The sequence below is a fragment of the Pantoea sp. CFCC18179 genome, from assembly GCF_059412405.1.
Genome location: NZ_JBNBPM010000008.1, coordinates 197,778 through 218,290 on the forward strand (window position 1 = coordinate 197,778; position 20,513 = coordinate 218,290).

At 54.5% G+C, this 20,513-nt stretch carries 17 protein-coding genes; 7 read left to right on the forward strand and 10 right to left on the reverse strand.

The genetic code is table 11. The features are described from left to right. The first annotated feature begins 248 nt into the window (after positions 1-248). Positions 249-1,937, forward strand: a complete 1,689-nt coding sequence (locus ACPUC7_RS16560) for an aspartate:alanine antiporter (protein WP_494923727.1) — start codon at positions 249-251, stop codon at positions 1,935-1,937. A 328-nt stretch (positions 1,938-2,265) separates the two neighbouring features. After that, on the forward strand, positions 2,266-2,871 hold the full coding sequence (gene ybjG / locus ACPUC7_RS16565) for an undecaprenyl-diphosphate phosphatase (protein WP_343551428.1): 606 nt from the start codon (positions 2,266-2,268) through the stop codon (positions 2,869-2,871). Between the two features lie 33 nt (positions 2,872-2,904). Here ybjG and ACPUC7_RS16570 read toward each other — a convergent pair whose 3' ends face one another. After that, positions 2,905-4,110 carry a serine hydrolase gene (locus ACPUC7_RS16570; RefSeq protein WP_494923728.1) on the reverse strand — a complete coding sequence of 402 codons (1,206 nt, stop codon included), beginning with the start codon at positions 4,108-4,110 and terminating at the stop codon, positions 2,905-2,907. Between the two features lie 274 nt (positions 4,111-4,384). On the opposite strand from ACPUC7_RS16570, the gene ACPUC7_RS16575 reads away from it, so the two are divergent. Next, on the forward strand, positions 4,385-5,041 hold the full coding sequence (locus ACPUC7_RS16575; protein WP_343551430.1) for an HAD family hydrolase: 657 nt from the start codon (positions 4,385-4,387) through the stop codon (positions 5,039-5,041). 1 nt (position 5,042) lies between these two features. Here the strand turns inward: ACPUC7_RS16575 and ACPUC7_RS16580 are convergent, their stop codons facing one another. From ACPUC7_RS16580 to ACPUC7_RS16590, 3 genes are all read right to left on the reverse strand, one after another. After that, positions 5,043-6,176 carry a PQQ-dependent sugar dehydrogenase gene (locus ACPUC7_RS16580; protein WP_494923729.1) on the reverse strand — a complete coding sequence of 378 codons (1,134 nt, stop codon included), beginning with the start codon at positions 6,174-6,176 and terminating at the stop codon, positions 5,043-5,045. A gap of 104 nt (positions 6,177-6,280) precedes the next feature. Next, positions 6,281-6,937 (reverse strand): DUF3313 domain-containing protein, encoded by a 657-nt coding sequence (locus ACPUC7_RS16585; RefSeq protein ID WP_494923730.1) that lies wholly within the window; start codon positions 6,935-6,937, stop codon positions 6,281-6,283. A gap of 118 nt (positions 6,938-7,055) precedes the next feature. Continuing rightward, positions 7,056-7,691, reverse strand: coding sequence for a carbonic anhydrase (locus ACPUC7_RS16590; RefSeq protein WP_343551433.1), 636 nt, complete (start codon positions 7,689-7,691; stop codon positions 7,056-7,058). Positions 7,692-8,020: 329 nt separating this feature from the next. On the opposite strand from ACPUC7_RS16590, the gene rimO reads away from it, so the two are divergent. Continuing rightward, on the forward strand, positions 8,021-9,346 hold the full coding sequence (rimO, locus tag ACPUC7_RS16595; protein WP_494923731.1) for a 30S ribosomal protein S12 methylthiotransferase RimO: 1,326 nt from the start codon (positions 8,021-8,023) through the stop codon (positions 9,344-9,346). Here the strand turns inward: rimO and ACPUC7_RS16600 are convergent. Beyond that, positions 9,343-9,792, reverse strand: a complete 450-nt coding sequence (locus ACPUC7_RS16600) for a DUF4385 domain-containing protein (protein WP_343551435.1) — start codon at positions 9,790-9,792, stop codon at positions 9,343-9,345. The two genes, rimO and ACPUC7_RS16600, sit on opposite strands and share 4 nt — an antisense overlap. Before the next feature lie 114 nt (positions 9,793-9,906). Here ACPUC7_RS16600 and ACPUC7_RS16605 point away from each other — a divergent pair, with 114 nt between their 5' ends. Continuing rightward, positions 9,907-11,568: a methyl-accepting chemotaxis protein gene (locus ACPUC7_RS16605; RefSeq protein ID WP_494923732.1), complete on the forward strand. Its 1,662-nt coding sequence runs from the start codon at positions 9,907-9,909 to the stop codon at positions 11,566-11,568. Between the two features lie 131 nt (positions 11,569-11,699). Here the strand turns inward: ACPUC7_RS16605 and gsiD are convergent, their stop codons facing one another. From gsiD to ACPUC7_RS16630, 5 genes are all read right to left on the reverse strand, one after another. Beyond that, positions 11,700-12,605, reverse strand: a complete 906-nt coding sequence (gene gsiD / locus ACPUC7_RS16610) for a glutathione ABC transporter permease GsiD (RefSeq protein WP_343551437.1) — start codon at positions 12,603-12,605, stop codon at positions 11,700-11,702. A gap of 10 nt (positions 12,606-12,615) precedes the next feature. After that, positions 12,616-13,536 carry a glutathione ABC transporter permease GsiC gene (gsiC, locus tag ACPUC7_RS16615; RefSeq protein ID WP_343551438.1) on the reverse strand — a complete coding sequence of 307 codons (921 nt, stop codon included), beginning with the start codon at positions 13,534-13,536 and terminating at the stop codon, positions 12,616-12,618. Positions 13,537-13,585: 49 nt separating this feature from the next. Further along, complete coding sequence (gene gsiB, locus ACPUC7_RS16620) at positions 13,586-15,121, reverse strand: glutathione ABC transporter substrate-binding protein GsiB (RefSeq protein ID WP_494923733.1); 1,536 nt, start codon at positions 15,119-15,121, stop codon at positions 13,586-13,588. 63 nt (positions 15,122-15,184) lie between these two features. Next, on the reverse strand, positions 15,185-17,041 hold the full coding sequence (gene gsiA / locus ACPUC7_RS16625) for a glutathione ABC transporter ATP-binding protein GsiA (RefSeq protein ID WP_494923734.1): 1,857 nt from the start codon (positions 17,039-17,041) through the stop codon (positions 15,185-15,187). Between the two features lie 9 nt (positions 17,042-17,050). Beyond that, on the reverse strand, positions 17,051-18,016 hold the full coding sequence (locus tag ACPUC7_RS16630) for an isoaspartyl peptidase/L-asparaginase family protein (protein ID WP_494923735.1): 966 nt from the start codon (positions 18,014-18,016) through the stop codon (positions 17,051-17,053). Positions 18,017-18,509: 493 nt separating this feature from the next. Here ACPUC7_RS16630 and moeA point away from each other — a divergent pair, with 493 nt between their 5' ends. Next, complete coding sequence (gene moeA / locus ACPUC7_RS16635) at positions 18,510-19,745, forward strand: molybdopterin molybdotransferase MoeA (RefSeq protein ID WP_494923764.1); 1,236 nt, start codon at positions 18,510-18,512, stop codon at positions 19,743-19,745. Further along, complete coding sequence (gene moeB, locus ACPUC7_RS16640) at positions 19,745-20,497, forward strand: molybdopterin-synthase adenylyltransferase MoeB (RefSeq protein WP_494923736.1); 753 nt, start codon at positions 19,745-19,747, stop codon at positions 20,495-20,497. Before moeA ends, moeB begins: the two co-directional genes overlap by 1 nt. The last annotated feature ends 16 nt before the right edge of the window (positions 20,498-20,513 follow it).

Below are 20,513 nucleotides of genomic sequence, written 5' to 3' on the forward strand. Positions count from 1 at the left end.
ATCCTCATCTTGGATTTTAACAATTATGAAACTTTTACTGCCCTGATGCGCACGACTGGAAATAAAAAGAAACAGCTGGATGCGGAAGGAATGAGAACTGCCGATAGCTGGGGATATTAATTATGATTAGAATGATGCCGCTTTAATCTTTACGCTGCTCATCGCGGAAATGAGCCGTTTCTGCTGGCACAAGATAGCGAAAAAAGCGCCTTTCATCAACCCATTACAAGTTAAGAAGAAGTGAAACCGTGAACATTAACGTCGCAGAATTGTTAAGCGGAAATGACGTTCTGTTATTATTTGTCGTTTTAGCCCTTGGGCTGTGCTTAGGTAAATTACGCTTAGGTTCTGTCCAACTCGGTAATTCCATTGGTGTATTAGTTGTTTCCTTGATTTTAGGTCAGCAGCATTTTGCGATTAACACGGACGCGTTAAGTTTGGGCTTTATGTTGTTTATTTTTTGTGTCGGTGTTGAAGCCGGGCCAAACTTTTTCTCGATATTTTTCCGCGACGGCAAAAACTATTTCTTTTTAGCCATTGTCATGGTGGTTAGTGCGCTATTAATCGCCCTGACGCTGGGCAAAGTGTTCGGCTGGGATATTGGTTTAACCGCCGGCATGTTGGCGGGTTCCATGACCTCGACGCCGGTACTGGTGGGTGCCGGAGATACGCTACGGCAAAGCATCAGCGACAGCCATCAACTCACCTTAATGCAGGACAATCTCAGCCTCGGTTATGCCCTGACTTATCTGGTGGGTTTGGTGAGCCTGATTTTTGGCGCGCGTTATTTGCCGCGCCTGCAACATCAGGATCTGCCTACCTGTGCGCAGCAAATCGCGCGTGAACGCGGTTTGGATGCTGATAGCCAACGCAAAGTGTTTCTGCCGGTGATTCGTGCTTATCGCGTTGGCCCGGAATTGGTGGAATGGAGTGGCGGTAAAAACCTGCGTGAACTGGGCATCCATCGTCAAACCGGCTGCTACATTGAGCGCCTGCGCCGCAATGGCATTCTCGCCAGCCCGGATGGCGACGCCATGCTGCAACTGGGTGATGACATCTCGCTGGTGGGCTATCCCGACGCGCACGCACGCCTCGATCCCAGCTTCCGCAACGGCAAAGAAGTGTTCGATCGCGACTTGCTGGATATGCGCATTGTCACCGAAGAGATTGTGGTGAAGAACCACAATGCGGTGAATAAGCGCCTGAGCCATCTCAAACTCACCGATCACGGTTGCTTCCTCAACCGCGTGATTCGCAGTCAGATTGAAATGCCGATCGATGACAGCATCATGCTGAATAAAGGTGACATTTTGCAGGTCAGCGGCGAGGCGCGTCGGGTAAAAAGTCTGGCCGACCGCATTGGCTTCATCGCCATTCACAGCCAAATCACCGATCTACTGGCCTTCTGCGCCTTCTTTATTAGCGGCTTGATGATCGGGATGATCACCTTCCAGTTCAGCAACTTCAGTTTCGGCATCGGAAATGCCGCCGGATTGCTGTTCGCCGGCATCATGCTCGGCTTTATGCGTGCCAACCATCCAACCTTTGGTTACATCCCGCAAGGTGCGTTGACCATGGTGAAGGAATTCGGCCTGATGGTATTTATGGCCGGTGTTGGCTTGAGTGCCGGTAGCGGTTTGCAGCACGGCTTTGGCAGCGCGGGCGCCTTGATGCTGTTGAGCGGCCTATTGGTGAGCTTATTGCCGGTGGTGATTTGCTATTTGTTTGGTGCTTACGTGTTACGTATGAACCGCGCGTTGCTGTTTGGCGCGATTATGGGTGCGCGCACCTGTGCGCCGGCGATGGAGATCATCAGCGATACCGCGCGCAGTAGCATTCCGGCATTAGGTTATGCAGGAACTTATGCGATTGCTAACGTTTTGCTGACGCTGGCGGGCACCCTGATCGTGATAATCTGGCCGCTTTTGCCTTTATAAAAATATTTTCACGCTGTCCAGAACTTTCTTTGGGGGGCGCAGTCTGAATAAGTGCCACTGCTTTTCTTTGAAATCCCCAAATTGTGGAGCCCGCCGGTCACTGACTTGCGGGTTTTTTTATGGCTGCGATTCCGGCTATTTCATGATTGCCTCCATTTTCAAAGTTTCATGCAACTTTCATCAAACCTAAACACTCCAACAACCCACGATAAGTTTAAGAGCGCGACTATGTACTGAACACTGGTCCTCTTTTAGGCTATCCAGCTTATTTTGCAGGCAATTTTGCCCTGCTGCTTTTTGGGTAAACAAGACGAGGACACCAAAGGTGATGGAAGCACTCAACCACCAATTGTTTTTATGGATCAACGCCAACGCGGATTCGCCGCAGTGGCTGATTAGCCTGGCGACCTTTATCGCCAAAGATGTAATTGCCATTGTGCCACTGTTGATTGTGGCGCTGTGGCTGTGGGGACCGCGTGAACAAGTGCAATCACAGCGCGCACTGGTGTTGAAAACCGGCATGGCGCTGATTTATGCATTGAGCATTTCCTGGTGCGTCGGACAATTACTGCCACATCCGCGCCCCTTCGCGATCGGTTTCGGCCATCAGTTCTTATCTCATGCCGCAGATGACTCTTATCCTAGCGATCACGGCACCACGATTTTCACCTTCGCGCTGGCGTTCATCTTCTGGCATCGTTTATGGTCGGGCGTGATGTTGTTGGTGGTGGGAAGCGCCATTGCCTGGTCACGCGTCTATCTTGGCGTGCATTGGCCACTGGATATGTTGGGCGGATTTTTGGTCGGCTTGCTGGCGTGCCTGGCATCGCACATGGCGTGGCAGTTGTACGGCGAACGCATGTTGGCGTTTACCCATCAGATGTATCGCGCGCTGTTTGCTATGCCGATTAAGAAGGGATGGATTCGCGAGTAAAGTGTATCGGCGCACCAAGGTGCGCCGATAAAATTAACTAAACCACTTCCCGAACCAGCCGTTGAATTTCATCATAATGAAATCCCAAATCCGGCCAATAAAGCCGCCTTCCGGCACGGCTTCCATCGCCACCAGCGGACGCTGCTCGATAGTTTTGCCATCCAGTTGGAAATCGATGGTGCCGACCACCTGATTTTTCTCCAGCGGCGCTTCTAACTGCGGTGAATTAAGCATGAAGCTCGCCTTGAGGTTTTTCATCTGCCCTTTCGGCACGGTAATCGCCGCATCCTTTGCCACGCCGAGATTCACCTGGCTGTGATCGCCAAACCACACGCGCTGCTGGGCAAACGGCTTGTCGGCCTTAATCGGTGTCACGGTTTCATAGAAGCGGAATCCCCACGTCAGCAATTTTTCACTTTCGCGGAAACGCGTGGCATCGGTTGCCGCGCCCAGTACCACGGAAATCAAGCGCATATCGCCTTCGGTGGCTGACGCCACCAGGTTATTCCCCGCGCCCGAGGTATGACCGGTTTTAATGCCGTCAACCTTCAGGTTGGTGCTCCATAACAAACGATTGCGGTTCATCTGTTTGATTTTATTAAAGGTGAACTCTTTCTCACTGTTGATGGCGTACTCTTCGGGCACATCGCTGATCAAGCGTTGACCGATGATCGCCATGTCGCGCGCGGTGCTGTATTGCCCTTCGGCATCCAATCCGTGCACCGTCATAAAGTGGGTGTTTTGCAGGCCAAAGGCTTTGACATAGTTGTTCATCAAACCGATGAACGAATCCTGGCTGCCGGCCACGTAATCAGCCAGCGCGATGCAGGCATCGTTGCCGGACTGAATCACCACCCCTTTATTCAGCTCGGAAACCGGAATGCGATCGCCTGGCTTAAGAAACATCAGCGAGGAACCACGCAGTTTGGGATTGCCGGTGGCCCAGGCATCCTGGCCAATAGTCACCATGTCATCGTTGGTGATTTTGCCGGATTTCAGCGCCTGGCCGACCACGTAGCTGGTCATCATTTTGGTCAGACTGGCGGGATCGAGACGCTGGTCGGCATTGGATTCCGCCAGTACTTTGCCACTGTTGTAATCCATCAAAATCCAGGCTTTGGCGTCTATCTGCGGAGCGGCGGGTGCTTGTTCTGCCAGCGTTGAAATAGGAATAAAAAGTAATAACAGTGATGATGCAGCCAGAGGCCGCCAGGCAGTCGCGAAGGTGTTTTTTCTCATGAGGATGACCAGATTGTCCTTGTTAAATCATGGTTTTTTGCAGATAAGACATTTCTCATCCCACGCTAACGTTTCACGCCAGCGAAAAAAACCGTCCGATCGTAAAGTTATATAGAGTTTATTAGAGTAACCCTGGCACCAACCGCGGCGCGCTGCCACTTTTACCCATTCAGGTGACGATAAAAAATGCGTGTAATTCCGATTTTTCGCAGAACGGTTAAGCCAGTCACAATTTTCCGCTAACCTGAGTTCAGTCAGCCTGAGGAGAGCCACGATGGACTTAGCCATTTTCGATCTGGACGAAACCCTGATTTGTGAAGACAGCACCAGCCTGTGGCTGCGCTGGCTGGTTTCACAGGGATTTGCCCCCGAAGAGATCATCCGTCAGGAGCAAATCCTGATGGAAAAATATCACACCGGTACGCTATCAATTGAAGAGTATATGAACACCACGCTGGCCCCATTGGCTGGCATGGCAACCTTAACCGTTGAAGGCTGGGTGCGACGCTTTATCCATCGCGACATCATGCCGCGCGTTTTCCCTGCTGCGCGCGCACGCATTGAGTGGCATCAACAACGGGGTGATACGGTCATGATTATCACCGCCAGCGGCGATCATCTGGCGGTGCCGATTGCTGAACGCCTCGGCGTGCACGGCGCGTTAGCGATTGGCGTGGAAGTGGTCGATGAGCGCTACAGCGGTCAAACCTACGGCACCATGACCTATCGCGAAGGCAAAGTCACACGCTTAAGCGACTGGAAAGCGTTGCAGCAAGATCAACGCTTTGATCGCACCTGGGCGTACAGCGATTCGATGAACGATCTGCCGCTGCTGAGTCACGCCGATCACGCCTGGGTGGTGAACCCCAATCCGCTGCTGTTGCAGGAAGCGCAACAACGCGGTTGGGAAGTGTGTAACTGGGTACGTTAAATCAGCCACGCGGGGTGCTGGCGTCATCCGTCAGCCCCACTTTTAACAGCTTGCCATTAGCTTCGTCGGTCAACACATACAGATAACCATCCGGCCCTTGCCGCACATCGCGAATCCGCTCGCCGCGATCGTCGAGCAATCGCTGCTCTTCAACCACCTTCTCGCCATTCACTTGTAATCGAATCAGGCTTTTTTCCTTCAACGCGCCAATGAACATTGAGTTTTTCCACTGCGGGAAGCGCGCGCTGTTATAAAACGCCATGCCGCTGATGGCAGGCGACACTTTCCAGTAATGCAGCGGTTGTTCGGTGCCGTCGACATGCGTGCCCTGCGCTTCCGGCACTTTTTGCCCGCTGTAATCAATGCCGTAAGTCGCCAGCGGCCAGCCGTAGTTTTTGCCCTTCTCTGGGATGTTCACCTCATCGCCACCGCGCGGGCCGTGCTCGCTTTCCCAGATTTGCTGCGTCCACGGATTGAGCGCCAAACCTTGTGGATTGCGCATCCCATACGACCAAATTTCGCCGCGCGCACCCTGACGGTTCACAAACGGATTATCAGGTGGAATCGCACCCTCTTTAGTCAGGCGCACAATCTTGCCAGATAGCTTGTCCAACTGTTGCGCGCTGCTGCTGGCAAAGTTGTCACCAAAAGCAACGTAGAGATAGCTTTGATGATCAAACGCTAAGCGCGTTCCCATGTTGGCTCCGCTGGAGAGCTTCGGCGTCTGCTCCAGCACCACTTTGAAATCACGCAGCTGACGATTATCGTCGCTGAGTTGGCCGTAACCCACCACGCCGCCCGCGCGCGCGCTGTCATCCGCGGTGGTATAGCTGAGCCACACGCGGCGGCTTTGCGCAAAATCGGGTGCCAGCACCACATCCAACAAGCCCCCTTGTCGATTGGCCCACACTCGCGGTACGCCAGATATCGGTTGCGACAAACCTTTGCCGGGTTGCCAACTGCGCAACTGACCGGAACGTTCAGTGATTAACAGCGTTTGATTATCGGGCAGAAAAGCCACCGACCACGGGTGGTCGAGCTTGTCCTGCAAAACCTGCACCTGCACATCGGCAGCAAGCGTTGAAAAGGCATAACTTAAAGCGCTAACCAACAGCGCGGCGGGCAGCAAACGCATGGCATCCTCCTTCAGCACGGTGAGTGATTAAGGATAGTCAGCGTAATCAGCGGGATGGGCAGGATTTACAAAACATTAAGCCCGGCACGCGGCCGGGCCATCATTTACTGAGCGGGAAACGCTAAAACGTCGCGCACCATTTCGTCGATACCCGGACGCAGGTCGGCCAGCGTGATTGGCGTGCTGTTATTTGGCAGATTTTTGCCAAACGCTTTGCGTACGACTTTGATCAGCGGCTTGCCAGTTTGGGCATCCACCGCTTCGACCTCCAGGAACAGCGCACTGTTTTGCGTACGATGTCCGGTGGCCGCCATGGTGCTCGCCACTACCGCGGCCATCGGCACCACTTCGTAGAACTGCATGCCTTCGTTTTCAGCCGTCACAGAAGTGATGGCGGTTTTCACCAGCAAGGTATGCGGGCCTTTTTGCGTCACCAACGGTTTACGTTGTGAAATCGCCTGTTTTAGCTGCGTATCGGTATAGCTGCGAATGCCATCCAGCGTTTGCTGATCAATACGCGCGGTAGGATGCGCGGCAGGATAATAAACCACTGGCGTATACACCACGCTTTTGTAATCCGCATCGTGATAATCAGGAGAAATCCAACGCAGCGTCGGTTTACCACTCGGCGACTCGGTGGACTTCAACTCGCTGTAATCACCGAGAAAACCGGAATATTGCTCTTTGCTGGTGACATGAGAGGTACAGCCCGCCGCAAGCATTGCCAGCGTCAGAACAGAAGCATAGAGGGGAAATCGCATGAGAAAGCCCTTATCAGAGGTAATTGCTTCTCAAGTGTAGAGGCTGGCAAGCGAAACGTTAGGAAATATGAATGAATTGAGAGAAAAAACCACCCGCATAGCAGGTGGTTACAGGAAATTACTCGAAGCAGGTTTCCGGATTTTCAGACAACGAAATAAACGAGTCGCCGCCTTTGGTTAGCGCAATAATGCCGCCGCTTTCAATATCGTAAACCCACCCGTGCAGACGCAGCTTTTTCTTACGCAGCGCCACCGAAACAGAAGGATGTGTTTTGATATTGTTGAGCTGGGCAATCACGTTTTCTTTCACCATCTCGTTGAGACGTTTCTCAACCGAATCGTAGTTACGCTCTTCCACCACCGCTTTCGCCGCGTTGGCGTAGTGTAACCAGTGATCAACCGCTGGCATGCTTTCCAGATCGGCATTCGACGCAATCGCGTTCATGGCACCGCAGTTGGAGTGACCACAAATGATTATTTCCGTCACGCCCAACGCCACCACGGCATATTCGATAGTCGCCGACACACCACCAGGCTCAGGACCGAACGGTGGCACGATATTGCCAGCGTTACGGATCACGAACAGTTGGCCTGGCTCTGATTGCGTTACCAACTCAGGCACCAGACGGCTGTCTGAGCAAGAGATAAACAGGGCTTTGGGATTTTGGTTGGATGCCAAACTTTTGAAAAGATCCTTCCTTTCAGGGAACACATTCTGTTGAAAATTCAGAAAACCTTTGACGATCTCTTGCATATGTCTGCTCTCACATTATCCGCTTCGGCCCTGACAGTGAGGATTCACCGACAGCGCGATTAGAAATTTTCAGTGAAGATAATAACTTACATTCACCGACCCAATATTTAAGCAAAACACTCCCACTTACACAACTCGGATCTCAGAGCAGCAGCAGGTTACTTTTACTCAATGCAGCCGCAATTTCGCGCGCCGCCAGCAGAGTTAAGCATATTCACAGCACAATAGTTGCTCGATGAGGAGATTCTTACACAGCCTATACATTTTCCCCTGCAACCTCTGTACAATCGCCCCCCTATCCACACTAATTATGATGAATTTTTAACCTTATGAGCCAAGTCAAAAATCCACCGCGCGTGGGGTTCGTCTCCCTCGGCTGTCCGAAAAACCTCGTTGACTCTGAACGCATCCTGACGGAACTGCGTACTGAGGGTTATGACGTGGTCCCTCGCTACGATGATGCGGAGATCGTCATCGTTAACACCTGTGGATTTATTGATAGCGCCGTACAGGAATCACTGGAAGCGATTGGCGAAGCGCTGAACGAGAACGGCAAAGTGATCGTCACTGGCTGCCTGGGTGCCAAAGTGGATCAAATCCGCGAAGTGCATCCAAAGGTGCTGGAAATTACCGGCCCGCACAGCTACGAACAAGTGCTGTCACACGTGCATACCTATGTGCCGAAGCCAGAACACAACCCGTTCCTGAGTCTGGTGCCAGAGCAAGGTGTGAAACTGACGCCGCGCCATTACGCCTACTTGAAAATATCCGAAGGCTGTAACCATCGCTGCACCTTCTGCATCATTCCATCAATGCGTGGCGATCTCGATAGCCGCCCAATCGGTTCGGTGCTAGATGAAGCGAAGCGTTTAGTCGAAGCTGGCGTGAAAGAGCTGCTGGTAATCTCGCAAGATACCTCCGCGTACGGCGTTGATGTAAAACATCGCACCGGTTTCTGGAACGGATCGCCAGTGAAAACCAGCATGGTAAGCCTGTGCGAGCAGTTGGCGAAACTCGGCGTGTGGGTGCGTCTGCACTACGTTTACCCGTATCCGCATGTGGATGACGTGATTCCGCTGATGGCTGAAGGCAAAATTCTGCCGTACCTCGATATCCCCTTGCAGCACGCCAGCCCGCGCATCCTGAAGTTGATGAAGCGTCCTGGCGCGGTGGAGCGCACGCTGGAGCGCATCAAACGCTGGCGTGAGATCTGCCCAGAGTTGACGCTGCGTTCAACCTTCATTGTCGGCTTCCCAGGCGAAACCGAAGAAGATTTCCAGATGCTGCTCGATTTCCTGAAAGAAGCCCGCCTGGATCGTGTCGGCTGCTTCCAGTACAGCCCGGTTGAAGGTGCGACTGCTAATCAGCTTCCGGATCAGGTGCCGGAAGAGATTAAACAGGAACGTTTTGACCGCTTCATGCAGTTGCAGCAGAAAATCTCCAGCGAACGTCTGCAAGAGAAAATTGGCCGCGAAGTGCTGGTGATCATTGATGAAGTGGATGAAGAAGGCGCAGTAGGCCGCAGCATGGCCGATGCCCCGGAAATCGACGGCGCGGTGTATCTGAATGGCGATCGTCAGGTGAAAGTCGGCGATGTGGTGCGTGTCAAAGTGGAACACGCCGATGAGTACGATCTCTGGGGTACGCGCGTTTAACCATACTTCTGCTGGTGCGCTCGTTTGCGCGCCAGATAGTCGGTATCGGTTCTTATGCGATCCCAACACGCTTTAAAAATGGCCGCCGCAGCGGCCTTTTCTTTTTCTGTGGTGCGTGGCAATTCTTTACCTTCAGCATCGTATTTGCGTCCACCCTGATGATTGCTGTAGCGCCGCGCCCGCGTGTATCCCATCTGAATATATTTGCGCGCCATATCCATGCCGACAAAATCATCCTGCGCGCGATAGGCCTCAAACATCTGCATAATCTGTTGCGAAGATTCCTGCGCCAGTTCCACCGTGCGAAAACGCCAGTGCGGCAAAATTTCGCTCTTATACGGTTCGACCATTAATACGCCCTGTTCACCGCGTCCCACCTGATAACGCTCTGGTTGCTGTCGAAAATCAATGTGCTTGAAATCTTGATCATAATTGAATGCTTTCATCTATTTCTTCGCCTTCTCATCATCCCGTAACGGAATTATTTCCTGCTGGCACTTAAGCGATGGGTTTTTTCACCGATAACCTAACTATCAGCCTACTTCCTCAGAGATGCCCCTATGTTTAAACGAATGAAAATTGTGACCGCCATCATGATGATACTGGTGGTGTTCAGCGCGATGCAGGCGATTTCCGGATCGTTATTTTTGTCTTCATTGATTTCCGGGCAGCATAATTTCACCACCAGCGACCAGTTATCACGCCAACAGCGTGAATTGGGAGACGGTTGGCAAACGCTGATAAAAACCCGCGTGATCATTAACCGTGTTGCGATTCGCATCCTGAAAAATCAGACCGATGAAGCCTCAGTTGCCGCCATCAATAAACTGCTGATCAGCGCAGGAGCTTCTTTGGAGGTGGCGCAACAGCATTACGACCAGTATAAAAGTTTGCCGCGTATTGCCGGACAAAGTGAAGCTTCCGCCAACGTGGTCGATGCCAAATTCACTGCTTTCGCTGAACTGCTGAAACAGTCGGCCGTATTCCTCAAGGCCAATAATTATGCTGCATACGGCAACCTGGATGCACAACAAGCGCAGGACGATCTGGAAGCCGCTTACAAGCAGTGGCGTGAGCAGAGTGCGCAGCTGCTGGCTGAACGCAGCATGCAAAACGACACAACCTATCAGCATATGCTTGAGATGATGGCCGCGATGGCGATTATTGTCATGGCGCTGCTCGTCGCCGTATGGATGCTGGTGCGCCGCATCTTACTGGCACCAATGAAACAGGTGCAGCAGCAGATGGAACGCTTTGCCGAGGGCGACCTTTCGGTGCCTTTGCAGATTGAGGGCCGCAGCGAAATGGCGTCGATTGCCGCCAGTCTCAGCCACATGCAACAAGCGTTGCTCAGCACCATCAACAATGTGCGTGACAGCGCCGATGCGATTTTTGGTAGCGCCAGCGAAATTGCTTCTGGCAATAACGACCTTTCGTCGCGTACCGAACAGCAAGCTGCGTCACTGGAAGAAACCGCCGCCAGCATGGAAGAGTTAACTGCGACGGTGAAACAAAACGCCGATAACGCACGCCAGGCGACGCAGTTAGCCAAAACCGCCTCCGAAACCGCCGACAAAGGTGGCAACGTGGTGGATGGCGTGGTGAAAACCATGCGCGATATTGCCGATAGCTCGAAGAAGATCGCCGACATCACCAGCGTGATTGATGGCATTGCCTTCCAGACCAACATCCTTGCGCTGAATGCGGCGGTTGAAGCAGCGCGTGCCGGTGAGCAAGGACGCGGTTTTGCTGTGGTGGCCGGTGAAGTGCGTAATCTGGCGCAGCGCAGTGCGCAGGCGGCGAAAGAGATCAAATTGCTGATTGAAGATTCAGCGCAGCGCGTCAATCTTGGCTCGCAGCAGGTGAGCAGCGCTGGAGACACCATGCAAGAAATTGTCAGCGCGGTAACGCGTGTAACGGACATCATGGGCGAGATCGCTTCAGCGTCTGATGAGCAGAGCCGCGGCATTGATCAAATTGGTCAGGCAGTAAACGAGATGGATCGCGTGACGCAGCAGAACGCAACGCTGGTGCAGGAATCAGCCAATGCCTCGGCGTCGCTGGAACAGCAGGCCAGCAGCCTCTCCTCTGCGGTCGCACGCTTTAATACCGGTAAACGTCAGGCGGTTGCGCCGGTAGCAAAAGTCATGAAACCGGCGCTAGCACCGACTCGTGCACAACCGGCTGTCGCGCACAGCAATGACAATTGGGAAACGTTTTAAGGCCGGTATCCTGCGCGGGTTGAAAAGGTCGCCATGAATGGCGACCCTACGGGCGAACGATGCGGGTATCGCGCGGCAAATAAAATAGGCGCGTTTTGTAGGGTCGCCATTTATGGTGACCGCATTTTTTATTACGTCTTCAGTTTCGGATCCAGCGCATCACGCAAACCATCGCCGAGCAGATTAAACGCCAGCACGGTAAGGAAAATCGCCAGGCTGGGGAAAATCGCCACATGCGGCGCAATCACCATATCGGCGCGGGCTTCATTGAGCATCGCGCCCCACTCCGGCGTTGGCGGCTGTGCGCCCAGGCCGAGAAATGACAAACTCGCAGCGGTAATAATCGAGGTGCCGATGCGCATGGTGAAATAGACCACAATCGACGACACCGTGCCGGGCAGGATATGGCGCATGATGATGGTCCAATCCGATGCGCCGATGCTGCGTGCCGACTCAATATAGGTTTGATGTTTCAGCACTAAGGTGTTGCCGCGCACTAAACGGGCGAACGCCGGAATACTGAATATCGCCACCGCAACAATCACGTTGCTCATGCCGCTCCCCATGATCGCCACCACAGCAATCGCCAGCAAAATGCCGGGAAAGGCAAACAGCACATCGCAGATTCGCATGGTGATGCGATCCCACCAGCCTTCGTAGTAGCCCGCCAGCAAGCCCAGTACCGTGCCGATCAATGCCCCAATCGCCACTGAGAAGAAGCCAGCAATCAATGAAATACGCGTGCCGACCAGAACGCGGCTGAAGATATCGCGCCCCAGCGAATCAACACCAAACCAGTGCATCAGCGACGGACCTTCATTCAGCCGGTCGTAATCGAAATAGTTTTCCGCATCAAACGGCGCAATCATCGGCGCGATAAACGCCACCACAATCAGCAACAGCACAAACAATCCCGCCAGCAGCGCTACATGCTGACGGCGAAAACGCCGCCAGAATTCGCGCCACGGCGTACGTACCCGGTCTTCCGTTATCATCGGCATGGTTTTCAATGCCGCCGCACGTCGCCAGTTTTTCAATTGCGACTCCTTACTTGTAGCGAATTGCCGGGTTGATTGCCGCGTACAGCACATCGACAATCAGGTTAATCAGGATGAACTCCAGCGAGAACAGCAACACTTCGGCTTGAATCACCGGGTAATCGCGCATCTCCACCGAATCCACTAACAAACGGCCTAAACCGGGCCAGTTGAACACCACTTCCACCACAATCGAGCCGCCAAGCAGGAAACCGAATTGCAAGCCCATCATGGTGACCACCGGAATCATCGCGTTGCGCAAGCCGTGTTTTACCACCACCAGCGATTCACGCACTCCTTTGGCGCGCGCGGTGCGCATGTAATCTTCCTGCATCACTTCCACGAACGAGGCGCGGGTAAAGCGCGCCATCACCGCCGCGACTGCGGCACCTAAAGTGATCGATGGCAGAATGTAGTGTTTCCAGCTATCCGCGCCGACGGTCGGTAACCAACCCAGTTCGACCGAAAACACCTGCATCAGCAGCATGCCGAGCGCAAATGCCGGGAACGAAATGCCGGACACCGCCAAGGTCATGCCGATGCGATCGGGCCAACGATTGCGCCATACCGCCGAGGTGATGCCAATCGCCATGCCGAAAATCACCGCCCACACCATGCTGCTCAGCGTCAGCCACAGCGTAGGGAAGAAGCGCGCCGCGATTTCGTCGATCACCGGACGCTTCGATACCAGCGAATGGCCGAAATCGCCCTGCACCGCATTAATCATGAAGTGCCAAAATTGCTTGATCAGCGGCTGATCGAGCCCCAAATCCTGGCGCACCAACGCCACCACCGAGGCATCCGCTTCCGGGCCCGCGATCAAGCGCGCCGGATCGCCTGGCAGCAGATGGACAAACATAAACACCAACACTGCAACAATCAGCAGCGTGGGAATCAAACCGAGTAATCGTTTGAGAAAATAGTTAAGCATGCGAAGTCCTGCGCAGCATCGGCCAGCCCCGCAAGGCTGGCCGCGTCTGTTACTTCAGATCGGCCTCATCGAAATTGAATGAGGTATCGGGCATGACATAAAAACCGCTGAGGTTTTTATTGTTGGCAGACAGCAGTTGCTCCACCACCAGCGGGATCCACGGATGGTCGTTCCAGATGCGATCCTGCGCGTCTTTGTACAGTTTGGCTTTCTGATCGCGATCGGTGGTTTTCAGTGCATCAGCGAGATCTTTATCCACCTGCGGATTGCTGTAGAACGCAGTGTTAAAGATCACTGGTGGCCATGAAGCCGTGGCGAACAACGGTGTCAGCGCCCAATCCGCTTCGCCGGTTGAAGCCGACCAGCCGGTGTAGAACATGCGCACACCGCTCTCTTTCTGTCCTTTGCTCTCCACTTCCGCAGCACGTTGACCGGCATCCATCGCCGTGACTTTCACTTTCACGCCAACCTGCGCCAGTTGTTGCTGAGTGAACTGCAACACTTTCTGCGCGGTGCTGTGGTTATGCGACGACCACAAGGTGGTTTCGAAACCGTTCGGATAGCCCGCTTCTTTCAGCAATTCGCGTGCTTTCGCCGGATCGTATTTGACCTCCGGATATTTCTGTGCGAAGTCGATAGCCGGCGGCACGATGCCGTTAGCTGGCGTGGCGTAACCGGCAAACGCCACTTTCGCCAACGCCTGGCGGTTGATGGCATACTCCAGCGCTTCACGCACTTTCGGGTTATCAAACGGCTTTTGCGTTACGTTCAGACTGATATAGCGCTGCATGATCGACGGCGTGGTCACCACATCCAGCTTGCTGTTGCCTTCCAGCAGTTTGGCCTGCTCGAACGGCACCGGGAAGGCAAACGTAGCTTCGCCGGTTTGCAACATCGCCGCACGGGTGTTGTTATCCACCACCGGACGCCAGGTAATGCTGTCCAGCTTCGGATAGCCCTTCTTCCAGTAACCATCCCACTTCTTCACTTTGACAAAGTCGGTTTGATTCCAGGTTTCAAAGATAAATGGCCCGGTTCCCACCGGATGGAAGCCGATGTCTTTGCCGTATTTCTTCAGCGCGGTCGGCGAAATCATCACCGCCGCGGGATGTGCCAGGTTGTTGATGAACGCAGAGAACGGCTGCTTCAGCGTGATTTTTACCGTCAGCGCATCCACCGCTTCAGTGCTGGCGACATATTTGAACAGGTTGTAGCGTTTGAGATGATTGTCCGGATTGCTGGCGCGATCGATGTTGGCTTTCACCGCTTCGGCGTTGAAATCGGTGCCATCCTGGAATTTCACCCCCGGGCGCAGTTTGATGGTGTAGGTCAAACCGTCACTGCTGGCCTGATAACTTTCCGCCAGCACGTTAGTCAGCTTCATGTCTTTATCGAAGCCAAACAGGCCTTGATAGAATGACTTCGCCACCGCTTGCGACAGCGTATCGTTAGCATCGTAAGGATCGAGGGTGGTGAAGGTTGAAGCCACCGCAATCACCGCATCTTTCGCCGCCCACGCGGGCAGAGCCAGCGCCGAACTCAACAAACCGGCAGTGATAACCCCTTTTCGTATAATGTGCTGCATTGTTATCGATCTCCTGTAATCCCTGTCATGCGCGACATCCAAAGATGTGCGGTTGCTTGCTGCTCAGGCGCCGCTAATTGCGTGGCGGGCGACAAAATGGCCCGGTGCCACTTCCAGTAACGGTGCCACTTCCGGCTCATCACCCAACGGGCGAATCGGGCTGGGGATCTCATCCACCATTAGCGCCCGCTCACGATGCCGATGGGCCGGATCGGCCACTGGCACCGCGGCCATCAGTTTTTTGGTGTAAGGATGGCGCGGCTGTTCGAACACCGATTGGCGCGGCCCCATCTCTACAATCTGTCCGAGATACATCACTGCCACGCGATGGCTGATACGTTCCACCACCGCCATATCGTGCGAGATAAATAAGAAGGCGATGCCAAATTCGCGCTGCAAATCGAGCATCAGATTGATGATCTGTGCCTGAATCGACACATCCAGCGCTGACACCGATTCATCGGCGATCACCACTTTAGGATTGAGCGCCAGCGCGCGCGCAATACAGATGCGCTGGCGCTGACCGCCAGAAAACTCGTGCGGATAGCGCTGCGCATGTTCCGGCAGCAAGCCTACGCGCTCTAGTAGCCACGCCACGCGCTTTTCCGCCTGGCGACGATCCATGGTTTTATGCACCAGCAGCGGTTCCATAATGGAAAAACCGACGGTTAAGCGTGGATCGAGCGAGGCATACGGATCCTGAAAAATAAACTGGATATCGCGACGTAGCGACGCCAGCGCATTGCCTTGCAAGGCATCAATGCGCTGACCGTCAAAGGTGATGGTGCCGCCTTGGCTGGCGACCAGCCGCAGCAGCGAACGCCCGGTCGTGGATTTGCCGCAGCCCGATTCGCCGACCAACGCCAGCGTTTCACCGGCGTAAAGATCGAAGCTGACCTTTTCCACCGCATGGACGCGACGTTTAACGCGATTGAGCAAGCCGCCGCGAATATCGAAACGGGTCACAAGATCGCGTACTTGCAATATCGGCGGGCGATCATGGCGGACTGTATCTTGCGGTTGCACCGCCTCTTCGCGGCCGTTGTTGTGCAACAGCGGAAACTTGGCTGGCAACGCCTGGCCGTGCATCGCGCCCAGCTTCGGCACCGCAGCCAACAGCGCGCGGGTATAAGGTTGTTGCGGCTCGGCAAACAGTTGCTGCACCGGCGCGCGTTCCACCACGTCACCGCGATACATCACCTGCACGCGATCCGCCATCTCCGCCACCACGCCCATGTCGTGAGTGATAAAGATCACCCCCATCTGCATCTCTTTCTGCAGCACACGGATCAGTTGCAGAATCTGCGCCTGGATGGTGACGTCGAGTGCGGTGGTCGGTTCATCGGCAATCAGCAAAGCGGGTTTGCACGACAACGCCATGGCGATCATCACGCGCTGGCGCATGCCGCCGGAGAGTTGATGGGGATAACGTGACAGCACATTGTTTGCTTCGGGAATACGGACCAGATCCAGCATCCGTCGCGCTTCCGCTAACGCCTGCTGATGACTTTTGCCCTGATGCAAACGAATGGATTCGGCAATCTGCTCGCCCACCGTGAATACCGGATTGAGCGAAGTCATCGGCTCCTGGAAAATCATCGCCATGTCCGCGCCGCGTACCTTGCGCATCTGGCCGCCAGAAGCGCGCATCACGTCCAGCACTTCACCGTTGCGGCGCCGCAGCTGAATTTCACCGCTAACCTCGCCGCCCGCTTGCTGAATCAAGCGCATTAACGCTAACGAGGTGACGGATTTACCCGATCCCGATTCGCCGACCAGCGCCAGCGTTTCACCGCGATGCAGGTCGAGCGACAAATTCCTCACCGCCTCGGTAATACGGCCTTCATGCTCAAAACGTACATTGAGATCGCGCACCGCTAACACTTGTTCAGGCGCAAACTGCCACTGTTGATCCGTCATGCCTGCTCCTTAGCTGTCGCGGTAAATTGCTACCTCAACATCACCATCCACATAGGCGAAACCGCGATACATACCTTCGCTGTTAAATGGCAGCGCCACGTTGCCTGCGGCATCCACCGCAATCAATCCGCCACTGCCTTCCAGCTCTTGCACTTTGTCATGGATGACATTGGCCGTGGCCTGTTGCAGCGAGCGTCCGGCGTAATGCATCTGTGCCGCCACGTCATAAGCCGCCAGCGTGCGGATAAACACTTCGCCGGTACCGGTGCAGGAAACTGCCACGCTGTCGTTGCTGGCGTAGCAGCCCGCGCCGACTAACGGTGAATCGCCGACGCGTCCGGCTTGTTTGTTGGTCATACCGCCAGTTGAAGTGGCGGCAGCCAGATTACCCTGAAGATCCAGCGCCACCGCACCGACCGTGCCGAATTTGCGATCCGGGTCCAGCGGATCATCGCTGTGGCTTTGTGCTTCGCCATCATGATCGAGCACCATCTGCTGGCTGTGTAGTGCGCGCTGTAACTGTTCCCAACGTTCTGGCGTGGAGAAATAATCGGCATCGACCGGCGCTAAGCCTTGCTCAACGGCAAAAGCCTCTGCGCCTGCGCCAATAAACAGTACGTGCGGGCTGTTCTCCAGCACTTTACGCGCGGCAAGAATCGGATTGCGAATATGGCTAACACCGGCGACAGCGCCGACATCCAGCGTGCGGCCATCCATAATGCTGGCATCCAACTCGTGGGTGCCTTGATGGGTGAACACCGCGCCCTTGCCCGCATTAAACAGCGGGCACTCTTCCAGCAGGCGCACCGCTTCGGTCACCGCATCCAGCGCACTGCCACCGGCGGCCAGAATTTGCTGGCCAGCGGTAACGATTGCGTTGAGTTGCTGAAGATAATGCTGCTCTTTTTCGGCGCTCATTGCCGCACGCGTAATCGCGCCCGCACCGCCGTGAATTGCGATAACTGCTTTAGCCATAACCGATACCCTGTCAAGGAATTAGAACCAAAAACACTGATTTAGAATGGTTTTCATCTTTTTTTGGCAATTTTCGACTATAGAAAGGCCCCACCCGCTTGTAAAGCAGAAACTGCCTGCGCGGTCATAACCTTTTAATGTGGTTTATGCTTTTTAGTTTCGTGCGGTTTGCCAGGTCACCATAAATGGCGACCCTACAAAAACGCGCACAATCTTGTAGGGTCGCCATTTATGGTGACCAGCAATTTAGCGCCACAGCATCATTGGATTACCGCGAATAACCCACCATCACTCGCTTAACCGGCGCGCATTACCCATAATAGACGGCATCTGAAACTTACCAGGCAGAGATGGACATGGAACCNTTTATGGTGACCAGCAATTTAGCGCCACAGCATCATTGGATTACCGCGAATAACCCACCATCACTCGCTTAACCGGCGCGCATTACCCATAATAGACGGCATCTGAAACTTACCAGGCAGAGATGGACATGGAACCTTTCACCGCAGGATTAATCTCCCTTGAAGACGCGCAGCAAAAAATGCTGCAACAACTCACGCCAATCAGTGATTCGCTCAGCGTTTCGCTGTTTGAAGCCGCTGGACGCATCACCGCCAAGCCAGTCAATTCGCCGTTGGATGTGCCCTCTTTCGATAACTCGGCGATGGATGGTTACGCTGTGCGCCTTGCCGACATCGCCGCCGATCGCGTGTTGCCGGTGGCCGGTAAAGCCTTCGCCGGTGCACCTTTTAATGGCGAATGGCCGGCGGGCAGCACCATTCGCATTATGACCGGCGCGCCGATTCCCGCCGGTTGTGAAGCGGTGGTGATGCAGGAGCAAACCGAACAGCGCGACGGTGGCATTGTGATTACTGCGCCGGTGCAAAATGGGCAAAACATCCGCCGCATTGGTGAAGATATTCAGGCCGGTAAACAGGTTCTGGATGCCGGTGTGCGGCTTGGGGCGGCAGAGTTGCCGTTGCTGGCTTCACTGGGCATCGCCGAAGTGAGCGTGCTGCGTAAACTGCGCGTGGCGATTTTCTCCACCGGCGATGAGTTGCAGGCGGTCGGTCAGCCACTGGCGGCAGGCCAGATTTATGACACCAACCGTTTTACCGTGTCGCTGATGCTTAACAAACTGGGTTGTGAAGTGATCGATCTTGGCGTGATTGCCGACGATCAGGATGCGCTGCGCAAAGCCTTCAGCGAAGCCGATCGTCAAGCCGATGTGGTGATCAGCACTGGCGGCGTGTCCGTCGGGGAAGCCGATTTCACCCGTTCGATGCTGGAGGAGCTCGGCGCCATTACTTTCTGGAAATTGGCGATTAAACCCGGCAAACCCTTTGCCTTTGGCCGTCTGGCAAACAGCTGGTTCTGCGGCTTGCCGGGCAATCCGGTTTCTGCGGCGGTGACCTTCTATCAATTAGTGCAGCCGTTATTAGCGACATTAACCGGCCAAACCACGCGCATCATGCCGTTACGTCAGCGTGCGCGCGCCAGCGAACCGTTGAAGAAATCGCCGGGTCGCCTCGATTTCCAGCGTGCGATTGTTAGCCGCGGCGACGACGGTGAACTGGAAGTACGCAGCACCGGCGCGCAAGGTTCGCACGTGTTCAGCTCGTTTGCGCTGGCGAACTGCTTTGTGGTGCTGGAGCGCGATCGTGGCAATGTTGCCGCCGGTGAATGGGTGGAAATCGAAGCCTTCAATACGTTGCTGGAGGGCTGATGAGCATTGAGTTAAGCGATGAGGAGATGCTGCGCTACAACCGTCAAATCGTGTTGCGTGGCTTTGATTTTGACGGCCAGGAAAAACTCAAAGCGTCGCGCGTGTTGATTGTCGGCCTCGGTGGACTTGGCTGCGCCGCCGCGCCCTATCTGGCGTCGGCAGGCGTTGGACATCTCACCTTGCTTGATTTCGATAGCGTTAGCCTGAGCAATTTGCAGCGCCAGATCCTGCACAGCGATGCGAAAATTGGCATGGCGAAAGTGGCCTCGGCGCAGCAGCAGTTGGCGGCGATTAACCCGCACTGCCACATCGAACCGATTGATGCGCAACTGGATGAAGCGCAACTCAGCGCATTGATCGCGCGCCATGATGCGGTAGTCGATTGCACCGATAACGTGGCAACGCGTGAGCTGATTAACCGCCAATGTTTTCAACATAAAGTGCCGCTGATTTCCGGCGCGGCGATTCGCATGGAAGGCCAGCTCAGCGTGTTCACCTGGCAATCCGGTGAACCGTGCTATCGCTGCATCAGCCGGCTGTTTGGCGATCAGGTATTGAGCTGTGTCGAAGCGGGCGTGATGGCGCCGCTGGTGGGCGTGGTCGGTGCAATGCAGGCGATGGAAACCTTAAAAGTGCTGACCGCGTTTGGTACGCCAGCCAGCTCGCGGCTGCTGATGTATGACGCGATGAGTGCCGAGTTCCGCAGCATGAAAGTGGCGCAGGATGTGGATTGCGAGGTGTGCAGTAAATAAAGCGCGCCTCCCTGCG